Annotated in this window: 19 protein-coding genes; 10 read left to right on the top strand and 9 right to left on the bottom strand. The window is 57.8% G+C overall.

The annotated features are described in order from the left end of the window. Positions 1 to 3: 3 nt before the first annotated feature. Positions 4 to 273, bottom strand: a complete 270-nt coding sequence (locus tag DXZ77_RS11835) for a hypothetical protein (protein ID WP_147279243.1) — start codon at positions 271 to 273, stop codon at positions 4 to 6. A 230-nt stretch (positions 274 to 503) separates the two neighbouring features. Between DXZ77_RS11835 and DXZ77_RS12460 the strand changes: the two genes are divergently transcribed. Next, the gene (locus tag DXZ77_RS12460; protein ID WP_258553231.1) at positions 504 to 635 is read left to right on the top strand and encodes a hypothetical protein; all 132 of its coding nucleotides are present in this window, start codon (positions 504 to 506) and stop codon (positions 633 to 635) included. A gap of 756 nt (positions 636 to 1,391) precedes the next feature. Here DXZ77_RS12460 and DXZ77_RS08670 read toward each other — a convergent pair. Next, on the bottom strand, positions 1,392 to 1,883 hold the full coding sequence (locus tag DXZ77_RS08670; RefSeq protein ID WP_115031429.1) for a hypothetical protein: 492 nt from the start codon (positions 1,881 to 1,883) through the stop codon (positions 1,392 to 1,394). A 554-nt stretch (positions 1,884 to 2,437) separates the two neighbouring features. On the opposite strand from DXZ77_RS08670, the gene DXZ77_RS08665 reads away from it, so the two are divergent. The 3 genes from DXZ77_RS08665 to DXZ77_RS08655 all read left to right on the top strand — a co-directional run bounded on the left by DXZ77_RS08665 (position 2,438) and on the right by DXZ77_RS08655 (position 4,602). Next, positions 2,438 to 2,896 carry a WhiB family transcriptional regulator gene (locus DXZ77_RS08665; protein ID WP_157728059.1) on the top strand — a complete coding sequence of 153 codons (459 nt, stop codon included), beginning with the start codon at positions 2,438 to 2,440 and terminating at the stop codon, positions 2,894 to 2,896. 14 nt (positions 2,897 to 2,910) lie between these two features. After that, positions 2,911 to 4,026, top strand: a complete 1,116-nt coding sequence (locus tag DXZ77_RS08660; RefSeq protein WP_181816085.1) for a MinD/ParA family ATP-binding protein — start codon at positions 2,911 to 2,913, stop codon at positions 4,024 to 4,026. A 177-nt stretch (positions 4,027 to 4,203) separates the two neighbouring features. Further along, on the top strand, positions 4,204 to 4,602 hold the full coding sequence (locus DXZ77_RS08655; RefSeq protein WP_028326853.1) for a hypothetical protein: 399 nt from the start codon (positions 4,204 to 4,206) through the stop codon (positions 4,600 to 4,602). Positions 4,603 to 4,681: 79 nt separating this feature from the next. Here the strand turns inward: DXZ77_RS08655 and DXZ77_RS08650 are convergent, their stop codons facing one another. Next, positions 4,682 to 6,055, bottom strand: a complete 1,374-nt coding sequence (locus DXZ77_RS08650) for a serine hydrolase (protein ID WP_115031427.1) — start codon at positions 6,053 to 6,055, stop codon at positions 4,682 to 4,684. 98 nt (positions 6,056 to 6,153) lie between these two features. On the opposite strand from DXZ77_RS08650, the gene DXZ77_RS08645 reads away from it, so the two are divergent. Together DXZ77_RS08645 and manA are read left to right on the top strand one after the other, a co-directional pair. Next, complete coding sequence (locus tag DXZ77_RS08645; RefSeq protein WP_115032810.1) at positions 6,154 to 7,047, top strand: oxidoreductase; 894 nt, start codon at positions 6,154 to 6,156, stop codon at positions 7,045 to 7,047. Positions 7,048 to 7,262: 215 nt separating this feature from the next. Then, positions 7,263 to 8,579 carry a mannose-6-phosphate isomerase, class I gene (gene manA / locus DXZ77_RS08640; protein ID WP_115031426.1) on the top strand — a complete coding sequence of 439 codons (1,317 nt, stop codon included), beginning with the start codon at positions 7,263 to 7,265 and terminating at the stop codon, positions 8,577 to 8,579. Positions 8,580 to 8,660: 81 nt separating this feature from the next. On the opposite strand, the gene DXZ77_RS08635 is transcribed toward manA, so the two are convergent. Continuing rightward, the gene (locus DXZ77_RS08635) at positions 8,661 to 9,272 is read right to left on the bottom strand and encodes a superoxide dismutase (protein ID WP_115031425.1); all 612 of its coding nucleotides are present in this window, start codon (positions 9,270 to 9,272) and stop codon (positions 8,661 to 8,663) included. 324 nt (positions 9,273 to 9,596) lie between these two features. Beyond that, on the bottom strand, positions 9,597 to 10,538 hold the full coding sequence (locus tag DXZ77_RS08630) for a patatin-like phospholipase family protein (protein ID WP_115032808.1): 942 nt from the start codon (positions 10,536 to 10,538) through the stop codon (positions 9,597 to 9,599). A gap of 156 nt (positions 10,539 to 10,694) precedes the next feature. Here DXZ77_RS08630 and DXZ77_RS08625 point away from each other — a divergent pair, with 156 nt between their 5' ends. After that, positions 10,695 to 11,651 carry a 1-phosphofructokinase family hexose kinase gene (locus tag DXZ77_RS08625; RefSeq protein ID WP_115031424.1) on the top strand — a complete coding sequence of 319 codons (957 nt, stop codon included), beginning with the start codon at positions 10,695 to 10,697 and terminating at the stop codon, positions 11,649 to 11,651. Positions 11,652 to 11,756: 105 nt separating this feature from the next. Here DXZ77_RS08625 and DXZ77_RS08620 read toward each other — a convergent pair whose 3' ends face one another. Further along, the gene (locus DXZ77_RS08620; protein WP_115031423.1) at positions 11,757 to 12,701 is read right to left on the bottom strand and encodes an NUDIX domain-containing protein; all 945 of its coding nucleotides are present in this window, start codon (positions 12,699 to 12,701) and stop codon (positions 11,757 to 11,759) included. 72 nt (positions 12,702 to 12,773) lie between these two features. Beyond that, on the bottom strand, positions 12,774 to 13,442 hold the full coding sequence (locus DXZ77_RS08615) for a 5-formyltetrahydrofolate cyclo-ligase (protein ID WP_181816084.1): 669 nt from the start codon (positions 13,440 to 13,442) through the stop codon (positions 12,774 to 12,776). Positions 13,443 to 13,603: 161 nt separating this feature from the next. Here DXZ77_RS08615 and DXZ77_RS08610 point away from each other — a divergent pair, with 161 nt between their 5' ends. Then, positions 13,604 to 14,149, top strand: coding sequence for a YceI family protein (locus DXZ77_RS08610; RefSeq protein ID WP_115031421.1), 546 nt, complete (start codon positions 13,604 to 13,606; stop codon positions 14,147 to 14,149). A 24-nt stretch (positions 14,150 to 14,173) separates the two neighbouring features. On the opposite strand, the gene DXZ77_RS11830 is transcribed toward DXZ77_RS08610, so the two are convergent. Together DXZ77_RS11830 and DXZ77_RS11825 are read right to left on the bottom strand one after the other, a co-directional pair. Further along, the gene (locus DXZ77_RS11830) at positions 14,174 to 14,590 is read right to left on the bottom strand and encodes a hypothetical protein (RefSeq protein WP_147279242.1); all 417 of its coding nucleotides are present in this window, start codon (positions 14,588 to 14,590) and stop codon (positions 14,174 to 14,176) included. Then, positions 14,571 to 14,939, bottom strand: a complete 369-nt coding sequence (locus DXZ77_RS11825; protein ID WP_147279241.1) for a hypothetical protein — start codon at positions 14,937 to 14,939, stop codon at positions 14,571 to 14,573. Before DXZ77_RS11825 ends, DXZ77_RS11830 begins: the two co-directional genes overlap by 20 nt. A gap of 298 nt (positions 14,940 to 15,237) precedes the next feature. Between DXZ77_RS11825 and DXZ77_RS08605 the strand changes: the two genes are divergently transcribed. Further along, complete coding sequence (locus DXZ77_RS08605; protein ID WP_147279240.1) at positions 15,238 to 15,822, top strand: papain-like cysteine protease family protein; 585 nt, start codon at positions 15,238 to 15,240, stop codon at positions 15,820 to 15,822. A gap of 1 nt (position 15,823) precedes the next feature. Then, a complete protein-coding gene (locus DXZ77_RS08600; protein WP_115031411.1) occupies positions 15,824 to 16,660 on the top strand; it encodes a hypothetical protein in 837 nt (278 codons plus the stop codon). Positions 16,661 to 16,841: the final 181 nt, after the last annotated feature.

The raw sequence follows: 16,841 nt of genomic DNA, 5'->3' as shown, positions 1-16,841 counted from the left end.
TCTCTACGGCTTCAGAGATCTGTTCACGGATGGCTTGGCGTGCGGCTTCGTGCTGCTGGCGCCGTGCTTCTTGGCGTTCATGTCGCTGTTCACGCCATAGGTCGATCTGGGCCTGACGTTCTGCTCGGCGTGCTTCACGTTCTGCACGACGTGCTTCACGGCGTGCTTGACGATCCGCCGCAGCCTGTTCCGTGTCGCGAATGATTTGCTAGCGCTGGGCTTCGCGCTGCTTTCGACGACTGGTGACTTCGTCTTGCTGATCTTCTGATTCACTCAGCGTCGGCGACGTTGGCGACGCCGAGTTGGTCGGCGTTTCTATCTGCGGTGCTGGGGCCACATTCGTGGGGTGGTTCTCAGAAGGAGAGATAACAGCGGCCTGGCGAGATTGCTCAGTAGCGGCAGAAGATTTTTGTGCGCTGTCATCTGTTTTGCCGGTAAAGGCGTTTACACGGTTGTTTGTCGGTTCAGCAGTTCTGCGAACCGTGCTTTCAGCGGAAGTTTGCGTGCGTGGTGAAGACGTAGACGTCCGTGACGAAAGTGCAGACGGGGCGGTGTTGCCCTGCTCGGGCTTCGTCGGTTTCTTTTCTGCTGGTGCTGCTGCTGGTGCTGGTGCTGGTTTGGGGGTGCTGCTCTGAGTGGCGTTCCTACTAGGGGCTTTTCGTTGGGTAGGGGTAGGCGTGGCTTTAGAGGTGGTTTGCGCTGTCGCTGTTGTGCGTTGAGGTGCTTTTGTGGCTGTGGCTGTGGCTGTGGCGCTGCTAGGGCTTGGGGTAGTGCTGGCTGGTTCCTGAGGGGCTGGAGAGGTTGTGTTTTTCTGGGGCTGGGTTGTAGCTGGGGCGGAGGATGCAGCTTTGTGCTGGGGCGTTGAAGTTGTTGCGGGTTGTGATGTGTGTGTCTTGCGGAGTGCTTGCTGTCGTGTCTGTGTTGCTGCCGGTGTTATCCGTCGTGGAGTTGCAGTGGTGATATCGGAGCGCTGGATGCCTTCGACGGTGGGGGAGTCGCTTTGCGCGTATGCACTGGGGTCAGCGCAGAGCCAGAGGGCTAGTGCTGCCCCTGCGGTCAGTATGTAGGGGCGGCGGTTCTGGGGAGGCGTCGGTGACACGTCATTACCTCATCTGTGATGGACGGGTGTTTCCAACGCAAATTAGTTCGATTTCGGGGTGGTGCGTGTCACTCACCCCAAAGTTTTAAGGCCTTTGACCTGCATGTATGCATTCAATGATATTGATTTTCGAGGGAACTGAGGTTGGTTGGGTAAATAAAAATTTATTACCCACATGAGGCCTGTCGGGATGCGCCAGTGGCGCCCTGAGGGGCGCCACTGTGTCGATGTCTGGTGATGTAAACGAACAATCACATTGATCGTTTGTTTATTTTCCGACTGTGACAGGTGATCAGATGTAGGGACCAAATCGGCTGCGGACGGCTTCTCGGGTGGGGTGGTGGTCGCCGTTTTTAACGAGGATGGCGTCCGCGATTTGTTGGAAGGATAGGCCTCGGCGATAGGCGTTTCGGACGCCCTGTTTAAGTCGCGCGTCGTTTCCAGTGGCGCGAGCTTGTTCATCGAGGGCGGCAAGGTTGCGTTGGATCTGTCGAACAAGTGCGCGGGGAACGTGGCGAGCCTCTCGTTTTTTGAGCCACTCGCTGACCTCATCGGCGTCCCACAGAATTCGACGGCCCCATTTGAGGCCGGTAGGGGCAGGCATCTGATCGCGGCTAGCCATTCCGCGGATAGTGGAGGCGGGAATGGACTTTTTGCCGGTGATGCGGGCGAGTGACTCGGCGATCATCTCGGCGGTCATGTAGCCGTCAGGGAGTTTGTTGGCCTGGGGATTTGTGGAGGTCGACCCGTTGCTGATGTGGGGGGGAGTGGGGGTCGTGGTCATGCCCGCGTATCTCGCTTTCGGTTCCGGGGGTTTCTCGTCTTCGAGGTGTGGTTCGGGTTCAGGGATGGTCGAGAGGGCCTTCGGGAGGCGGGGGAGATGTCCACGATGCGAGAATTTCTATATGATTTAAATCACATCGCCGGGGGGCGATATGTGTCATCTCCCCATGAAACGCAAGTGTCCATACATCCCGAGTGGTTGATCTCGTCCAAAGTGTCAACACAAGAACCGCAAACCAAACTATCGTCTTGATCAACTGTCCAACAAGATGATTCGGTCGGCTTGACGGCCACTCTTCACTGTTTGTCGAAATTGCCTCTCGGGGGTTCGGTTGCGCAGTGTCGGACGGCACGCGAAGGCAAATAAGCCTTCACGAGTACACGAAACCTGGACGGTTGTATGGAAACGCGTATTGACGACAGCAGCGCAAGATCTCCAAACTCTAAATCGTTCACGCCGCACCACAGACGCATGTTCACGGGGGACAAATGCGCACGATGACAGACGTACGAACGGCACCTATGGCCGATTCGACTGCCGGGAGTGGTCTCTCCATGGCGTCTTTGAGGGTCAAAGTGGAAGCCGATGAGCTCCGTTTGGATGGATCTGCCGCTTGCCGCTCTACGGCGACAGGTATTTCCGCCAATGACTGGACTCCGGAGTACGAGGAAGACCGCATGCCTCGGCACCTTCGGGCCATCTGTGATTCATGTCCGCTGTGGGAAGCCTGCCTGGTTGCAGCGCTGCGCATGGATGACATCGGATATCGCGCTTCGATGACCACGCGTCAGCGTAGGGAGCGCTTCCCTGAGTTGATTGCTGCGGCTCGTCCCAGCGCACGTTCAGTGTCTGTGCCAATTCGTCGCGGTGGATCTGACCGTGACCGCACTCCCACCCATGCCAAGGGTGCTGGTTCACTTAACACGTACCGGCGTGGGTGCCGGTGTGACGAGTGCCGGGGGCACAATGCCGCCGCTCGTCGTCGTGAGCGCGCACGCGCTGCCGCCTCCTGAGCGGAGTGATTAATGTGAGTGCTGCTGAGTCGTGGGACCCTGCCGCGCAGCTTGCGCGGGGGCGGCCCAATCCATTGATTCCTGCGGCCGAGGTCGAGGGTGCACCGTCGTTAGTGACGGTGCCTCCAACAAAAAATGATCTGCTCCCAGTTGAAGAAATAACGCCGACTGACCAGAGCTTGAGCTCGGCTGCGGGTGCTGTACCTGCTGGTCCACCAGATTCGGCCGCGGCTGCGGTGGAACGTCCAATGCTTTCGCAGGCCTCGCCTCGTCCTCGTGCGGGGTGGCGTGCCTTGGCGTATGACATCACATCAGGTAGATGGAACCCAGGGCCGTCGGTTCATGAATTAAAAGTGCGTGAGCGTGAGTCGCTCATTGCCCGCCGTCTGGACCGGCGTCACGTAACGGCGTTTTTTTGTCTCAAGGGAGGCATCAGTAAAACGTCAACTACGGCGGCTACATCGTTGGCTTTGTCAGATCTGCGCCCTGATCCAGTGTTTGCCATCGATGCGAATCCAGATGCGGGTGATCTGGCTGAGCGGCTTGTTGGTGAGTCTCATGCCGGAATTTCGGCGTTAGCTCGCGATATCGATTCCATCCATAGTTTGGAAGCGCTGTCGAAATACACAGTGACAACTGGTCGGTTGACTATGTTGCCAGGTGAGCCCAACCCGGTATTAGGGGATTCGCTGCGGGCGCAGGACTTCGAGCGCATTCTTGATGTGGTGGGGACTTATTACTCGTTAGTGCAGGTTGACTGCGGTACGGGGGTTACTCACCCGCTAATGAGTGGGATTCTTGAACACACCGATACGGCAGTTATCCCGGCGGCATGGTCGATTACTGGTGCCAGGCGAGCAGCGGAAACGATCGCTTGGTTGCGGGCCAATGGATTCACTCGTCTAGCTGGTTCGAGCATCGTGGTCTTGACGGCCAAAGACTTGGTAAGCGGGCAGGTTGATCGTGGAGCTGTGTTGCATCACCTGCGCAAGGCGGCTGATTTGATTGTGGTTCCAGCTGATCCGCATGTGGCAGATGGTGCGCAGTTGTCGTGGGAAAAATTGCAGCGTCCTACGCAAGAAGCCTATCTGGATATTGCAGCGGCTATAACCAGCCGATTTATGGCTTGATTGTCTTGTCTGCCAGCGTTTTTGCTTAGTTTCTTCGTTGGTGATGGGGCATGGGGGTAGTGACTGTGAATGCAGTGGTCATGGCCTTTCCCTTAGAGTCAGCGACAGAAAGTTGGACACTCGACCAGTCGGGTGTCAGTAGGGGCGGTGTGCCCATACAGGGGATCGGGAGGAAACATGTCGAACGTGCGCGAGCCGCGCAGGGATGAGGCGTTGCCCGGAGAGTTGAAGCCGCTCGATTGGTATGAGGGGCGTGGGCCCATCACGGATGGCGAGGCGCTCGGTGTACTGCGGCGTCGACGTAGGGTTGAGCTGGCTGGGGTACCGAAGTCGCGTGGGAAGCGCGCGGGGGTTCCTGAAGAGTTGCCTCCGGCAGTAGGCCCAAAGAAAGCATCGGTATTTCGTCTTCCTGAGCGCACTATGGCGTTCGCGCATGCCCGCGCAGAGTTGGAACGTGTGCCGCTGACAACGGTGATCGAGGAGATGCTGCGTGACTATGCGACATCAGCTCCGCAGTCGCCGCAGGATGTGGAAGCGCGTTTGACTCGTAAAGACATCAAGTGGCAGCGCCGGTGACGGTATAGCTGAACTGACTCTTCTGGGGCTCTGTTGACTTTTGATAAGTCGACGGAGCCCCTTTTATTTGGGGGAGGGGTTACTCCTTAGCAGGGTCGTGTTTGGTGGCAAGGAGGTTGGCGGCGTCGGTAGTGGCTGCGATGACAGTGTTTTGATCAACAGGTTCGGTGCTACGGCCTGTGACGATGAGGATTTGTCGGCTCTTTTTCGCGGTGGTTGCGGCGAAAGAAAAAGAGAGCACGCCAGTGTTGCTTCCTCCTTTGAAGGCAGTGGAAGCCCAGGCGGGGGTTTTGATGCCTGCGTTTTTAGTGAGGATATGGGTTAAGGGTTTTCCAGTGGGAGAGTCAGCAAGTTTCTGCAGGTGCAGATGGACGTCGGCGAGGTCGCGTGCGGAGACGAACCATTCGATCTCTTTGGGCCATTGTGCGGTGGTTGCATTGTTGGGGATTTGTGGCCCAGGGCCAGGCATGGGGAGGTTTTTGAGCAGTTCTCTGCGTTGCTGAGGGGAGGAGCTCTTCCATGAGGAGCGGGCTTTTTGGGCCTCTTCGGAAGGGCCGTAGGCGAGCCAGAACATTTGTTTGGGTGTTAGGAACGGGGTGATTCCTTCGAGGTGATCGTTACCGGCGTTTTTAGCGGCAGTAAGGATGGCTTCTTCGCCGACAGTACGGTGTAGAAGGTCGGTTGCGGTGTTGTCGCTGGTGGAGATCATGGCGGTGGCAGCGTCGAGGACGCTGATTCGGGTTCCGGCGGCGCTGTTTTGGAGTGTTCCGGAGGGGAGGGTTTTGTCGTCTTCGGTGAGGGTGAGTTCTTGGTCCCAGCTGAGTTCCTCGTCAGCGATTTTTTCGGCGATGGCAGCGAGGATGTAGAGCTTGGAAGCGGAAGCGACGGGGCGTGGGGTGTCAGCATCGTGGGCGTGGACATCGGTGAGTTTGTCATTGTCATCGATGTTGGCGGCAAGGATGGAGACGTCTTTGATTCCCAGTTGGGCGCGTTTGGTGACGTCGTTCCAGGTGGTGGCAGTGCTCCCTTTAGGGGCTGAATCCACAAGCGCGCCAGCAATTTTGCCATTGTCGTCAACGTGCATGGTGAGGGTGAAGCGCTGCCCGTATTTGTTCATGAGCGTTGCAGTGCCGTTATTGCCATTGGTGGTGGTGTTTTCGGTGATCCAGGGGCCTTGGGGGCGCAGTTCACCAAAGAAGACAAGCAGTTGTTGAGGGGTGATGTGTTTTGTGAATTCGGAGGAGAGACGCTGGGCGAGGTTGGAATCAGTTTTGTCCGTGCTCATTTGGCCGACGAACCATTGCATTGCCTGGCCGATGGTGTCGTTGGGGTAGGTGGCAGTGGCGGTGGGCGTGGCAGTGGGAGTGTTTTGGGGTGTGAGGTCGCTTCCGGTGGTGCAAGCAGCGAGGGTAAGGGCGAGGAGACCAGCAGCGGGGGCGAGTAAAGCGCGCATTATTCATGCTTATCGGGCTGGTGGGGCGTGTGCAAACGGACGTCGCGTCTGGCTGATTCGAAGTGACGTCGATGGTTTATGGCGTGAGGATAGGTGGCATGACTAGTTGGAGCAGTAGTGATATTCCGGATCAGTCAGGTCGGGTGTTTGTTGTGACTGGTGCGAATTCAGGTTTGGGTTTGGTGGCTTCGCGTGAGTTGGCGGCTAAGAGTGCCTTTGTTGTGATGGCGTGCCGGGATGTGGAGAAGGGGCAGAGAGTTCGTGCTGAAGTGATGCCGGGGGGTGATGAACGTAGCCAAGTGCGTCATTTAGATTTAGCTGATTTGGAGTCGGTGCATCGGTTTGCAGATGAGTGGGGGGACCGGCCTATTTCGGTGGTGATTAACAATGCTGGCGTGATGAATACGCCGCTGCGCCGGACAGCGCAGGGGCATGAGCTGCAGTTTGGTACGAATGTTCTTGGGCATTTTGCGTTGATGCAGCGGTTGTGGGATCTGGTGACGGACCGGACTGTGTGGTTGGGGTCGATTGCGCATCGGATGGGGCGTCCGGACCTGACGGACGTGGATTGGCGTTCGCGTCGGTATTCGTCGTGGCAGGCGTATGCGGACAGCAAGATGGCGTGTGTGTTGTTGGCCTATGAGCAGCAGCGTCGTTTATTGCAGGTGGGGGATTCTCGGCGTGCGATGGCAGCTCATCCGGGGATAGCTTCGACAGATTTGTTTCGTTCGCATGTGGGTAAACGTGATGCGAACTGGTTGATGGGTGCGGTGTTGTCGACGTTGCGGTGCAGTCAAAGTTCTGAAGAAGGAGCACTGCCGGAGTTGTTTGCTGCGACGGTTCCGCATTTGGCGGGTGGGAGTTATGTAGGTCCAGGTGGGTTTGCTGGTGTAGTGGGGGCTCCTAGGGTAGAGAGGTCAATTAGGCGTAGTTATGACGTGGCTGCTGGGCGGCAGTTGTGGCAGGTGTGTGAGTCGCTGACTACGCGTTGATGGTTGTGAGCTGCATGTGCGTGGTTGTTATGGGGTCGTTGTTGTTGAGGGCAGGTGTGGGCTGAGTGTTGGAGATCGGGGCCTGTTTGCGTGTTTAGCGTGCCTGTTCCATCTCGGTTGCTTAGTAAAATCAAAGGTCAGGAGTCTATATAGACACTTAGGCTGGTCCCACGGCCTATCAGCTCTGTGATGGGTGACCTAGCCTGGGCAGTGTTATGGAAATCATTTCGCCGTGTGTGAAGACGTACGCATGGGGGTCGCGTCACGTCATCGCGGAACTGCAGGGACGGTCTGTCCCGACAGAAGGCCCCGAGGCTGAACTCTGGATGGGGGCACACCCTGCCGGACCTGCAGGCTGCGTTCGTGAGGGGGCGATGCGCGGTCTTGACAGCATTATTTCCCAGGACCCAGTCACTGAGTTGGGTGCAGATATCGTGGCTCGTTATGGTGACCGGTTGCCTTTCATGTTGAAGGTTTTAGCTGCTGACCAAGCACTATCTATCCAGGTACACCCTGACCGAGCGCAAGCTGAGCGTGGATTTGCTGCTGAAGAGGAAGCGGGCATCCCGTTGGAGGATCCGGCACGTAATTACGTAGACACGTGGCCTAAGCCCGAGGTTCTCGTTGCACTGACAGATTTTGAAGTATTGGCGGGTTTTCGCCCGGCCTGTGACTCTGCGCGGTTGCTGCGTATGACGGGTGCCGCTGCGTTGGAACCTATCGCCGCCGATTTGGAGCAAAGCGGAGATCAAGCGCGACTGCGTGCTTTTGGTGCGTTGTTAGAGATGCCACAAGAGCAGACTGAGGTGCTTGCAGCCCAAGTTGCTGCAGCGGCTGAACAGCTAGCTGCCTCTGGTGGAGATGACGCTGCTGCATTCGCTGCAGTGGCTCGAATGGAGAAAGAGCACCCAGGTGACCACGGTGTCATCGCATCGTTGTTGCTCCAGCACCTTGTTCTCGCTCCGGGGGAGGGACTGTTCATGGCCGCAGCCGGTCCGCATGCTTATTTGCACGGTGCAGGCGTGGAAGTGATGGGTAACTCAGACAATGTTCTACGAGCAGGGTTGACGCTTAAGCACATTGATATCCCTGAAGTTATGCGAACTTTGGATCCAGATGTCTCAGTACCGGTGTTGCGTCCGCAACCTGATGAGTATGGGGTCTGGTCGTATGTCGTTCCCGTTCCTGAGTTTGCTCTATATGCCGTTGATGTGGTTGAGCAAGAGATTGACCTTCCTGGGGCCGGTCCACGGATCTTGCTTACCGTGGAAGGTGACGTGTGCTTACAGGATGAGACGGGTGAGGTTTTGCAGGTTCGTCGTGGTGAGTCGGCGTATCTGTCTGCTGCGACGCAGGGAGCACGAGCTTGGTCTGCACAGGGTGCTCGGATCTTCGTGGCGACTGCCGGAGCGGACACTACAGCCGCTACCCGTAATCACGCTGATGAGATGTCGTCGGCATTGCTGAGTGGGTCAGGGCATGCTCGCTCAGGCACTGGCCCACATTCTGTTGGTGTTGTGTGCCCTCACTGATGTGTGAATTGTGTGTGGCCCCCACCCTGGTCAGGGTGGGGGCCACACACAATTCAGTGGGGTTCTGCAGCGGTTTGCAGATCAGACCAGCTTGAGGCCTTTGGCAGTCACGAGGCGCTGTTCGACGTCGCTCCAGTTGATGACGTTCCACCAAGCCTTGACGTAGTCAACCTTCACGTTCTTGTACTGCAGGTAGTAAGCGTGCTCCCACATGTCGAGCATGAGCAGTGGCACCTGCGTGGCGGGAAGCTGGCTTTCCTGGTCTTTCAGCTGGGCAATGATGGGGCGCTGGCCGAGGGTGTCGTAGGCCAGGATCGTCCATCCTGCTCCCTGGATGCCAGCAGCGGCAGCCGACCAGATGGTGTGGAACTTGTCGAAGCCACCGAAGAACTGGTCGAGCATTTCAGCGGTTTCGCCGACAGGCTTGTCGCCGCCTTCGGGGGAAAGGTTCTGCCAGAAGATCGAGTGGTTGATGTGCCCGCCGAGGTTGAAGGCGAGGTTTTTGGTGATCTGGTTGATCTTGCTGGTGTCGCCTGCGGCGCTGGCTTCCTGCAGCTGCTCGACAGCGTCGTTTGCGCCTTTAACGTACGTGGCGTGGTGCTTGGAGTGGTGGAGCTCCATGATTTCGCCGCTGATATGCGGTTCGAGGGCTGCGTAGTCGTAAGAAAGGTCTGGCAGGACGTACTTGCTCATGGTGTTTTGCTCCTCATTCGCTGTGATGCCGGTTGGGGGTATCCGGCTCAGGTCCTCCGTGGAATGGTGCCGCGAGCGGATGCTGGGCGTGTCACGGATTCTTGCCGGGCGCTTGTCCACGCTCAGGGACGATGCGCCGCACCGCCGGGTGCATTGGCGGGGCTTTCCTGATCAACGGTCATCCTAGGCGTGGCGGTGACGCATGTCACTGGATTGCCGCTCCTGCTGTGGCCAAGAGTGCCCTGTGGGCACATAAGGTGCAGCTCTCGGTCTTCATTACCGCGGTAGGTTTTTCCAGCCGAACGATACATGGTGGGTGTCGTCTCAGGAATCTAAGGTGAGCGTCTGTGCTTGCGTATCGGTGTTTTTGCTTGTGCCTTGGGGATCGCCAAGGAATTCGATAATGGCCGGGAGTTCTTTCTGGGCTTGGGCGTATCCAGCCTCGTAGGAGGCGTTGAGCTGGGCTGTTGTGGATCGGTTAGTAGAGATCGGCATGGTTTCAGGGACGAAGACGTAGGCCTTTCCTTCCTCGGCGAGAGAGAAAATCTCTTCGCGCAGAGCGTTGTATCGCTTTGGCCGCGAGGCGAGTGCTTCAGATACAGCGGGTAGCCCGTGGAACCAGCGGTTGACCAAACGCGTGTGTCGGAAAGGTTCTTTGATGTAGTCGCGGGGGCGAGAAAGAACAATGAGGAAGCGTTCGTATCCGGCGCGTTGTGCTGGCAGGAGGGGGATTCCTGCGGTTTCTCCTAGGGCGCCATCGAGAAACACGTGGTTGTTGATGATGACGCGGGGCATGACGATCGGCATTGTCGAACTGGCTTGGACTCGGATCATCAGGTCGCCGACGGTATCGATATCGGAGCGGCCCCAGTAGGTGGACTCGCCTGTGGATGCGTTGAAGGCCCCCACGCTCATCTGGGCCGGGTTGGCTTGGAATGTTTCGTCGTCAAAGGGGAGGTTGGCGCCGGGCTGACCTGCTTCTTGGTAGATGTATTTCGCGTTGAAGAGACCTTGGCCGCGTACAAAAGTGGACCAGCCGCCGAACTGGGGGTCGTCGGCGAAGTCGGTAAAGGAGGCTCGGGCTCGCCACACATCGCGCGAGAGGTAGTTGGCTGTATGGCTCGATCCGGCTGAGATTCCGCCTACCCAGTTGAAGTACAAACCAGCTTCAAGCAGGGACACGACGAGGCCAGAGGTGTAGCTTGCTCGGAGTCCACCTCCTTCAAAGACGAGGGCCGTGTCAGTGATATTCGATGTGAGCTGCACGCCTTTCACGCTACTACCGGGTTCTGAGTAGTTCTGTGGAGCCACGCTTCGTTGTTGGTGTGTTGGGTGCTATGTGCGGGTGTCTTGATTGCTGTTTTCGTTGGTGAGAGATGATGGGGTCAGAGGTGTTCCCGATAGAACGGATGAGTCAGCGCCATGATTGTCACCCTGACCACGAATCCCAGTGTTGATCGGTCTGCGCACCTGCGAAGTGGGTTGGAGCGGGGGTTGATGCACCGTTTAGGTGATGTGGTGATTGAGCCTGGTGGCAAGGGCGTGAACGTGGCGCGTGCGTTGCAGTTGGCAGGTAAGCCTGTGGTTGCTGTTTTGCCTGCCTCGCCGCGGGAGCAGTTGTTGACGTTGTTGGAGATGAGGGGTGTTCCTTTTTCTGCGATTGATGTCGCTGCGGGGGTGCGGACCAATTTGACGTTGACAGAGGCTGACGGAACGACAACGAAATTTAATGAGCCTGGTGGGGAGATTTCTCCGCAGGAGGTGAACGCTTTGCGCAGTGCGTTACTTATCGCAGCTGAGCGGGCGGACTGGGTGGTGTTGTCGGGGTCGCTTCAGCCAGGCGTTCCGCATGATTTTTATGTGGATCTCATTCGCACGTTGCGGCAGATGCAGGTGAAGGTCACGCTGGATGCTTCGGATGCGCCATTGGCTGCGGTGGCGCGGTCTTTGCAGCTGGCTGCGCCGAATTTTTTCAAGCCGAATGCTTCTGAGCTTGCGCAGGCAAGTGGTTTTAAGGTGCGGGTGTTGCGTGAGGCCGTGGCCGCTGGGGATTGGGAAGTGATTGCGCAGGCTGGTCGTTTACTGGTGGAGCGGGGGATTGACACGGTGTTGGCAACGATGGGTAGTGCTGGTGGTGTGCTTGTTGATGCGCAGGGGGCTTGGTTGGCGCAGGCGCGGGAAGTGACGGTGCGTAGTCAGGTTGCTGCGGGGGATTCAACGATTGCCGGGTATTTATTGGCGCAGATGCAGGGGCAGGATCAGGTGGGATGTTTGCGGCATGCAGTGGCGTATGGGAGTGCTGCGGTGGGTTTGGAAGGCTCGGGGGTGCCCACTCCTGACCAGGCTCGTCCTGAGGATGTTGAGGTTGTGGCGTTGTGATGTTCAGGGGTGTTGTGAGGTAGGTGGGAATAGTTCGGCTATGGACGCCAGGAGTGGTGGCGTCCATGCGCGTGCTTTCAGTGGTGTCTGGCGTGTTGGGCTGGATTAAGTGTGGGGGAGTAAGGAGAGAAGCGAGCCGGAGCCGACGACGCGTGCGCCGAGGTTTTCGGCGCTGGTGCGTAGTGGTCGGTCTGAGGTGACGACGGTTACGTCGGTACTGGCGGGGAAGGTGGCAAGGCGTTCGAGGATGGTGCTGTCGCCGTCGGCGTTTGCTCGGGTGATGAGGAGTTCGCCTGTGCTTGGCGTGGTTTGTTCAGGGGGCGGCGCGGTGGTAAAGAGGTTGTCTGTGCGGGCTACTTGTCCTTCGACGACGGCCTCGATTTCTGGCCAGAAGTGCCATTCTTTGGGATGTCCGAGAAAAGGGCCGGGGATGCCGTGGTAGGTGAGTGTTTCGAGTTGTGTCAGGAGTCGCTGGGCAGCTCCAACACGGTCTTTCCACCAGCCGTCGGGGCGGGACCCCATGACGTTTGCAATGTCGATGAGAAGGTGTGGCTGGGCGGTGAGGGCGTAACGCAGTTGGGGCCATAAGGCGGCCAAGCCGGGGTGTAGGGGCAGGGAATCGACATCATCGATGGGAACCCAGCGCAGTTCTTCGCTTTCGGTGTCGTTGATGACAGCTTCGAATGGGGTGGTTACTTGGGCGATGACAGTGGTGTAGCTCCAGTAATTGACGTCGTATGTGTAGGTACTGGCGATAAGGAGGTTTTCGTGGGGAACGCCTGCTTCTTCGGTTGCTTCACGTAGTGCGCCGGGTATGGGTTTTTCGTTGCTGTGGCGGGCTCCGCCGGGCAGACCCCATGTGCTGCCGTGGTCGCTCCATGCGGCACGGTGTTGGAGGAGGACCCCGCGGGGTGGGTCATGTGCAAGGAGCCCGGCGGCGCCGTTGGTGCCCCAGAATCGTCCGGCTGGGCCTTCAGCCCATTGGTCGGCGGGGTTGCGGGGGCCGTTTGGGCGGCGTGGGTTGGAGACACTTCCGGTTTCGTTGGCCACGTCAATATAGTTTCATCGCTTCCCGCCTGTGCGCGACTGTAAATACAGAAGTGTGGGTGGGGTGTCCTCGTTTCAGGGCAAGGGGGGTTCTTCTGCGGTGAGGGGGACAAATTGGTGCCCAGATGCGGTAAGGACGCCATTGATGGGCTGGTCGAAGCGGCCGTGGGGTAGTGGGGTAGTGCTTATTTCGCCTTCGTGGAGGATGACGATGGTGGTTGCCTCTGGGTGTTTTGTGGTCAGGGCGCGGTCGTAGCAGCCGCCGCCGTGTCCGAGTCGGTTGCCTTTGATGTCCACTGCGATGCCGGGGATGAGTAGGAGAGGAGCGCTTGTCATCGCCTCGTGGCCTAAAAGTGCTGCGCGTTGGGTGTCGGTGAGGTCACAGGTGCGTGCAGCTGGGGGGATGTTGGGGTCATAAGGGAGCCAGTTGAGGGTCATGTCGTCATTGGTGACGGGAATGATGACGTCATATCCGGCCGCAGCCAAGGTGGCATTGAGGGTGTGGGTGGGGGGTTCATCGTCGGTGGAGATAAAGGAGGCGATGCGGCCTGCTTCGGGGGCATAGTTACGAGCCAGAGCTAGAGCTGCTGTGGCGAGGGCTTCTGCTTCTTGGGTGCGGCCGGGGCTATCTGGGCCGTGATTTTGGTGTCGGATGGCTAGTCGTAGGCGGCGTTCTCGTTTTTTGGCGGCGTCCAGGGCGCTCGCGGCTGCGGTGAGGGGAGTGGGGCGTGGGGTTGAGGTCATGGCATCTTCCATTCTTTTCGCGTTGGCGTGTCAAGTAAGTGAATCTATGGTGAAGATGAACCTTCAATCATATTGGTTGGATATATACAGGACCCTACGCACCTACCTGTTCTCGTCAGTACAACGACACTACCCAGGGGCGCATCATCCAAGGAGGCACCATGGCTACGCTCGAATCTCTTCATGGCACCTACTCGATCGACCCGGCTCACAGTGAGATTGGCTTCGTTGCTCGTCACGCCATGGTCACTAAGGTGCGGGGTTCCTTCGATACCTTCGAAGGTACGGCCAGTATTGAAGCCAACCTCACTAATGGGGCTATTGAGCTAACCATCGATGCCAGCAGCATTGACACTCGCAACGGTGATCGGGATAACCATCTGCGCTCGGCTGAATTCTTTGACGTCGAAAAGTACCCCCACATCACATTCCGATCTACGCATGTCGCTTCTGGTGGTGCCGACATTCTGCGCGTCACTGGTGACCTCACTATTCGTGACATCACTCGCACCATTACCATCGACTTCCTTTTCGCAGGCACCGCAAACGATCACACTGGAGCTGAGCGCGCTGGATTCGAAGGCTCAATCAAGGTGAACCGTAAAGACTTCGGCCTAACCTGGAATGCTGTCCTCGAAGCAGGTGGCCTGCTTGTTTCTGAAGAAGTCACCCTTTCCTTCGATATCTCCGCTGTGAAGCAGGCCTGATCGGCCCAATCTTCTCCGCGAAGATCACCCCGGCCACTCCCAGCGGATCCCGTGAATGCCTGCAGATGCTGGTTGCTGCACTAAAACTGCACGGTCACCGTGATCAAGGCGCAGCTCGTGGCAACAGGTGTCGGGAGCTTGAGAGCGCGGACGGAAAAAGGAAGTAGTTGTGCTCGGGCGATATGCCCGATCGAACGTCACTTCCACGGTTAAAAGAGTGACTTCATGAGTCACCCAATGAAAATAGTCCTGAGCCAGAGTATCCCCAGGTAAATTGAACTCAACCTCATGGACAATGAGTTCCCCCCGGTCGAGAGTGCGATCGAAAAGAAGCTGAGCAGCAATCAGATTTGTTTCAGTGTCGCGTAGCACCCGGCCAAGACGGGTGCCGCGAACGGGGTGAATGCTTGTCTGGCTGATGTCACTGTTTTTCTCCGACATGAGTAACAACAAGGCGATCCGTGGATTCCATAACTCGCATGACAGTGAGTGAACGCCGTCGAATCAAGCTTCCTCGCGGGCCGATGGTGACTTGATCATGGTTGCCCAGCGTTGCAAATGCAGCGCTGGGCGACGCGCCTAGGTCGGCGGTCAGGGCCTCAAGGCGCTCGGCATAGTCGACAACATGCAGGTCACTTCTATGGGACTGAGGTGTGCCAATGGCTGCAGTGCGTAAAGCTCCAGGTGGAGTTCCCAAGATTCGCTCTAGCTCATCGACGATGGCTAGTGAGCGCGGAGAACGCGGTAGACGGTGTCCGTGCTGCCACTGACTGATTGTGCTGGGTGCCACATGGAAACCTGCCTGTTCTAGGTGGGCTTGCACACGTGCAAGCGGCAACCCGCGCCGGCGAACAGCCTCATGTAAAGCTTCACCGAAAGAGGTGTGCGGGCTCGTCAACATGTTTTCTCCCCGCTGATCCTGTGTGTGAACGTTCACGCGAAAAGGGACGTCGATCCGTGAAAACGGTCGTAGCGGCTGTGAAGACTATTCACGATGTGACGCGCTGGGGGCGTCAAAACAAGAAAGGTGCTTGGGGTAGTCCTACTTTCGTGTTGTCCGCACCGACATTCCTCGATGAGGAGGAGTTTTGTTCCGAAACAACACAATTCGCAAGGCGGCCGGGGTTTCGGGCCTCTTTGCGGCAGTGATGCTCACTGCGCCTTCAGCTATGGCTGCCCCTATCCACCGCGCCAATGATGAAGTTCGTCTTCCGATCAGGGCTCAAGCCCAAGAACGCGACCAATGGTGCTGGTCGGCAACCGGTACAACCATTGCCAACTACAAAGGTGTCAGCGTCTCCCAAAACCAGTTCTGCAACCTGGCATGGAACCGCAACAAAGACGACCAATGCCCCAACACTCAGGCCACCCTGGAAAACGACCAGCAAGCCTTCCAATCCCTAGGGATTAACCCAGGTCGCCTAAGCGGCCCCATCAGCTACCAGGAGGTGCAGAAAGAGATCAACGCTGACCGTCCCGTCCTCACTCGCGTCCTCTACCGCGCTGGTGGCGGTCACATGGTGGCCATCAGCGGCTTCCGCGCCAGTGATCAAAGCATCGAATGGTACGACCCCTGGCCCTCCAAACAGCGCCTAAACGTCGGTGACTACAACTTCTACGTCAACAACCAGGACTTCTCCTGGACCCACACGCTTTCCCAGATCGGAGGCTGACATGACTAATAAGCGCATGCTCGCCGCAGTGGCTGGTGCAGGAATGTTGCTGTGTGCCACCCCTGGAATCGGTAACGCCGCCGACACGACAGGTCCAGCACCCCTCACCCAAGCCGAGCGCGCTGCCGCCACACAGGCAGCCACCAGCTCATCGGCACTCAACCTAGCCGGACGCGTCGCAGAAAAAGCTAAAGCTCAAAGCGCACCCAGCAAAGGCGCGCCCGCCTCCGAGGCCAAATCCAACCCAGGAAAGGGTTCGGGGCCGTCGTTGGTGTCGGGTACGACGACGCAGGTGAATGTGTTGCAGCCTGAGTTCGTTACTTCTGGACGTGGCCCGGTGGGTGCGTTGGGTTATGTAGCGAACACGGTGCGTGTGGGGGATCAGGTCACCAGTGTGTGGAGCGTTAAGGACAAGGGTGGCTCGGGCTGGAAGGCCGTGAATGCTGCTTCTGGTGATTTAGAGGCGCAGTACAACAGCCGTGCCCAGGGTGGTCAGGTGTTGCATGAGCCGCAGGTTAACGCGTGGTACTCGGTTAAAGGAGATCGGGTATTGCCGCTGAATGATGAGGCCCGCGCCAATGTTGGTGAGGGTGTGTCGTTGAAGCGTTACCAGGAGATTGTGCACGGCAAGTACGCGAACAAGCTGCCTGGTAGTGACTATGACAAGAGTGGCGCGGCTGGTGGTTTCGAGACCAGCGCAGCTCCGGCTGCTGCCGCAACCAGTGCGAGCAGTGGCGTGGGGATTCCGGCCACGACGTTGGCATTGGGGGGTGTTGGTGCGTTGGGAGTTATGGCGATCGTGGGTACGTTGATCGCTCGCCGCCACACCACCCACTGATCTCAACACTGAGACAATAATCCTGAATGCACGCTGTGTAGTTTGAGGGTGCAGAGTAAAGAAAAATACGCAGAACCATCTCGGTTCTTACCTGTGTAGCCAGGCGCTCTGCTCTGAAGCGTCTGGCTACACAGGTAAGAGGTGGAAACTGTTTTATTGCTCAGCTGTGGCAGGAAGTGAC

Source organism: Dermatophilus congolensis, from assembly GCF_900447215.1.
Taxonomy (GTDB): domain Bacteria; phylum Actinomycetota; class Actinomycetes; order Actinomycetales; family Dermatophilaceae; genus Dermatophilus; species Dermatophilus congolensis_A.
The sequence above is the reverse complement of the archived record's forward strand: the minus strand, read 5'-3'. Positions and strand labels throughout refer to the sequence as shown.

What these genes read in the sequence shown, in the direction of transcription:
- DXZ77_RS08670 (WP_115031429.1), bottom strand. Translation starts at nt 1,883, where the DNA reads ATGACCACGACCCCCACTCCCCCCCACATCAGCAACGGGTCGACCTCC.
- DXZ77_RS08625 (WP_115031424.1), top strand. Translation starts at nt 10,695, where the DNA reads ATGATTGTCACCCTGACCACGAATCCCAGTGTTGATCGGTCTGCGCAC.
- DXZ77_RS08665 (WP_157728059.1), top strand. Translation starts at nt 2,438, where the DNA reads ATGGCGTCTTTGAGGGTCAAAGTGGAAGCCGATGAGCTCCGTTTGGAT.
- DXZ77_RS11830 (WP_147279242.1), bottom strand. Translation starts at nt 14,590, where the DNA reads ATGTCGGAGAAAAACAGTGACATCAGCCAGACAAGCATTCACCCCGTT.
- DXZ77_RS08645 (WP_115032810.1), top strand. Translation starts at nt 6,154, where the DNA reads ATGACTAGTTGGAGCAGTAGTGATATTCCGGATCAGTCAGGTCGGGTG.
- DXZ77_RS08655 (WP_028326853.1), top strand. Translation starts at nt 4,204, where the DNA reads ATGTCGAACGTGCGCGAGCCGCGCAGGGATGAGGCGTTGCCCGGAGAG.
- manA (WP_115031426.1), top strand. Translation starts at nt 7,263, where the DNA reads ATGGAAATCATTTCGCCGTGTGTGAAGACGTACGCATGGGGGTCGCGT.
- DXZ77_RS08650 (WP_115031427.1), bottom strand. Translation starts at nt 6,055, where the DNA reads ATGCGCGCTTTACTCGCCCCCGCTGCTGGTCTCCTCGCCCTTACCCTC.
- DXZ77_RS08600 (WP_115031411.1), top strand. Translation starts at nt 15,824, where the DNA reads ATGACTAATAAGCGCATGCTCGCCGCAGTGGCTGGTGCAGGAATGTTG.
- DXZ77_RS08610 (WP_115031421.1), top strand. Translation starts at nt 13,604, where the DNA reads ATGGCTACGCTCGAATCTCTTCATGGCACCTACTCGATCGACCCGGCT.
- DXZ77_RS08615 (WP_181816084.1), bottom strand. Translation starts at nt 13,442, where the DNA reads ATGACCTCAACCCCACGCCCCACTCCCCTCACCGCAGCCGCGAGCGCC.
- DXZ77_RS08635 (WP_115031425.1), bottom strand. Translation starts at nt 9,272, where the DNA reads ATGAGCAAGTACGTCCTGCCAGACCTTTCTTACGACTACGCAGCCCTC.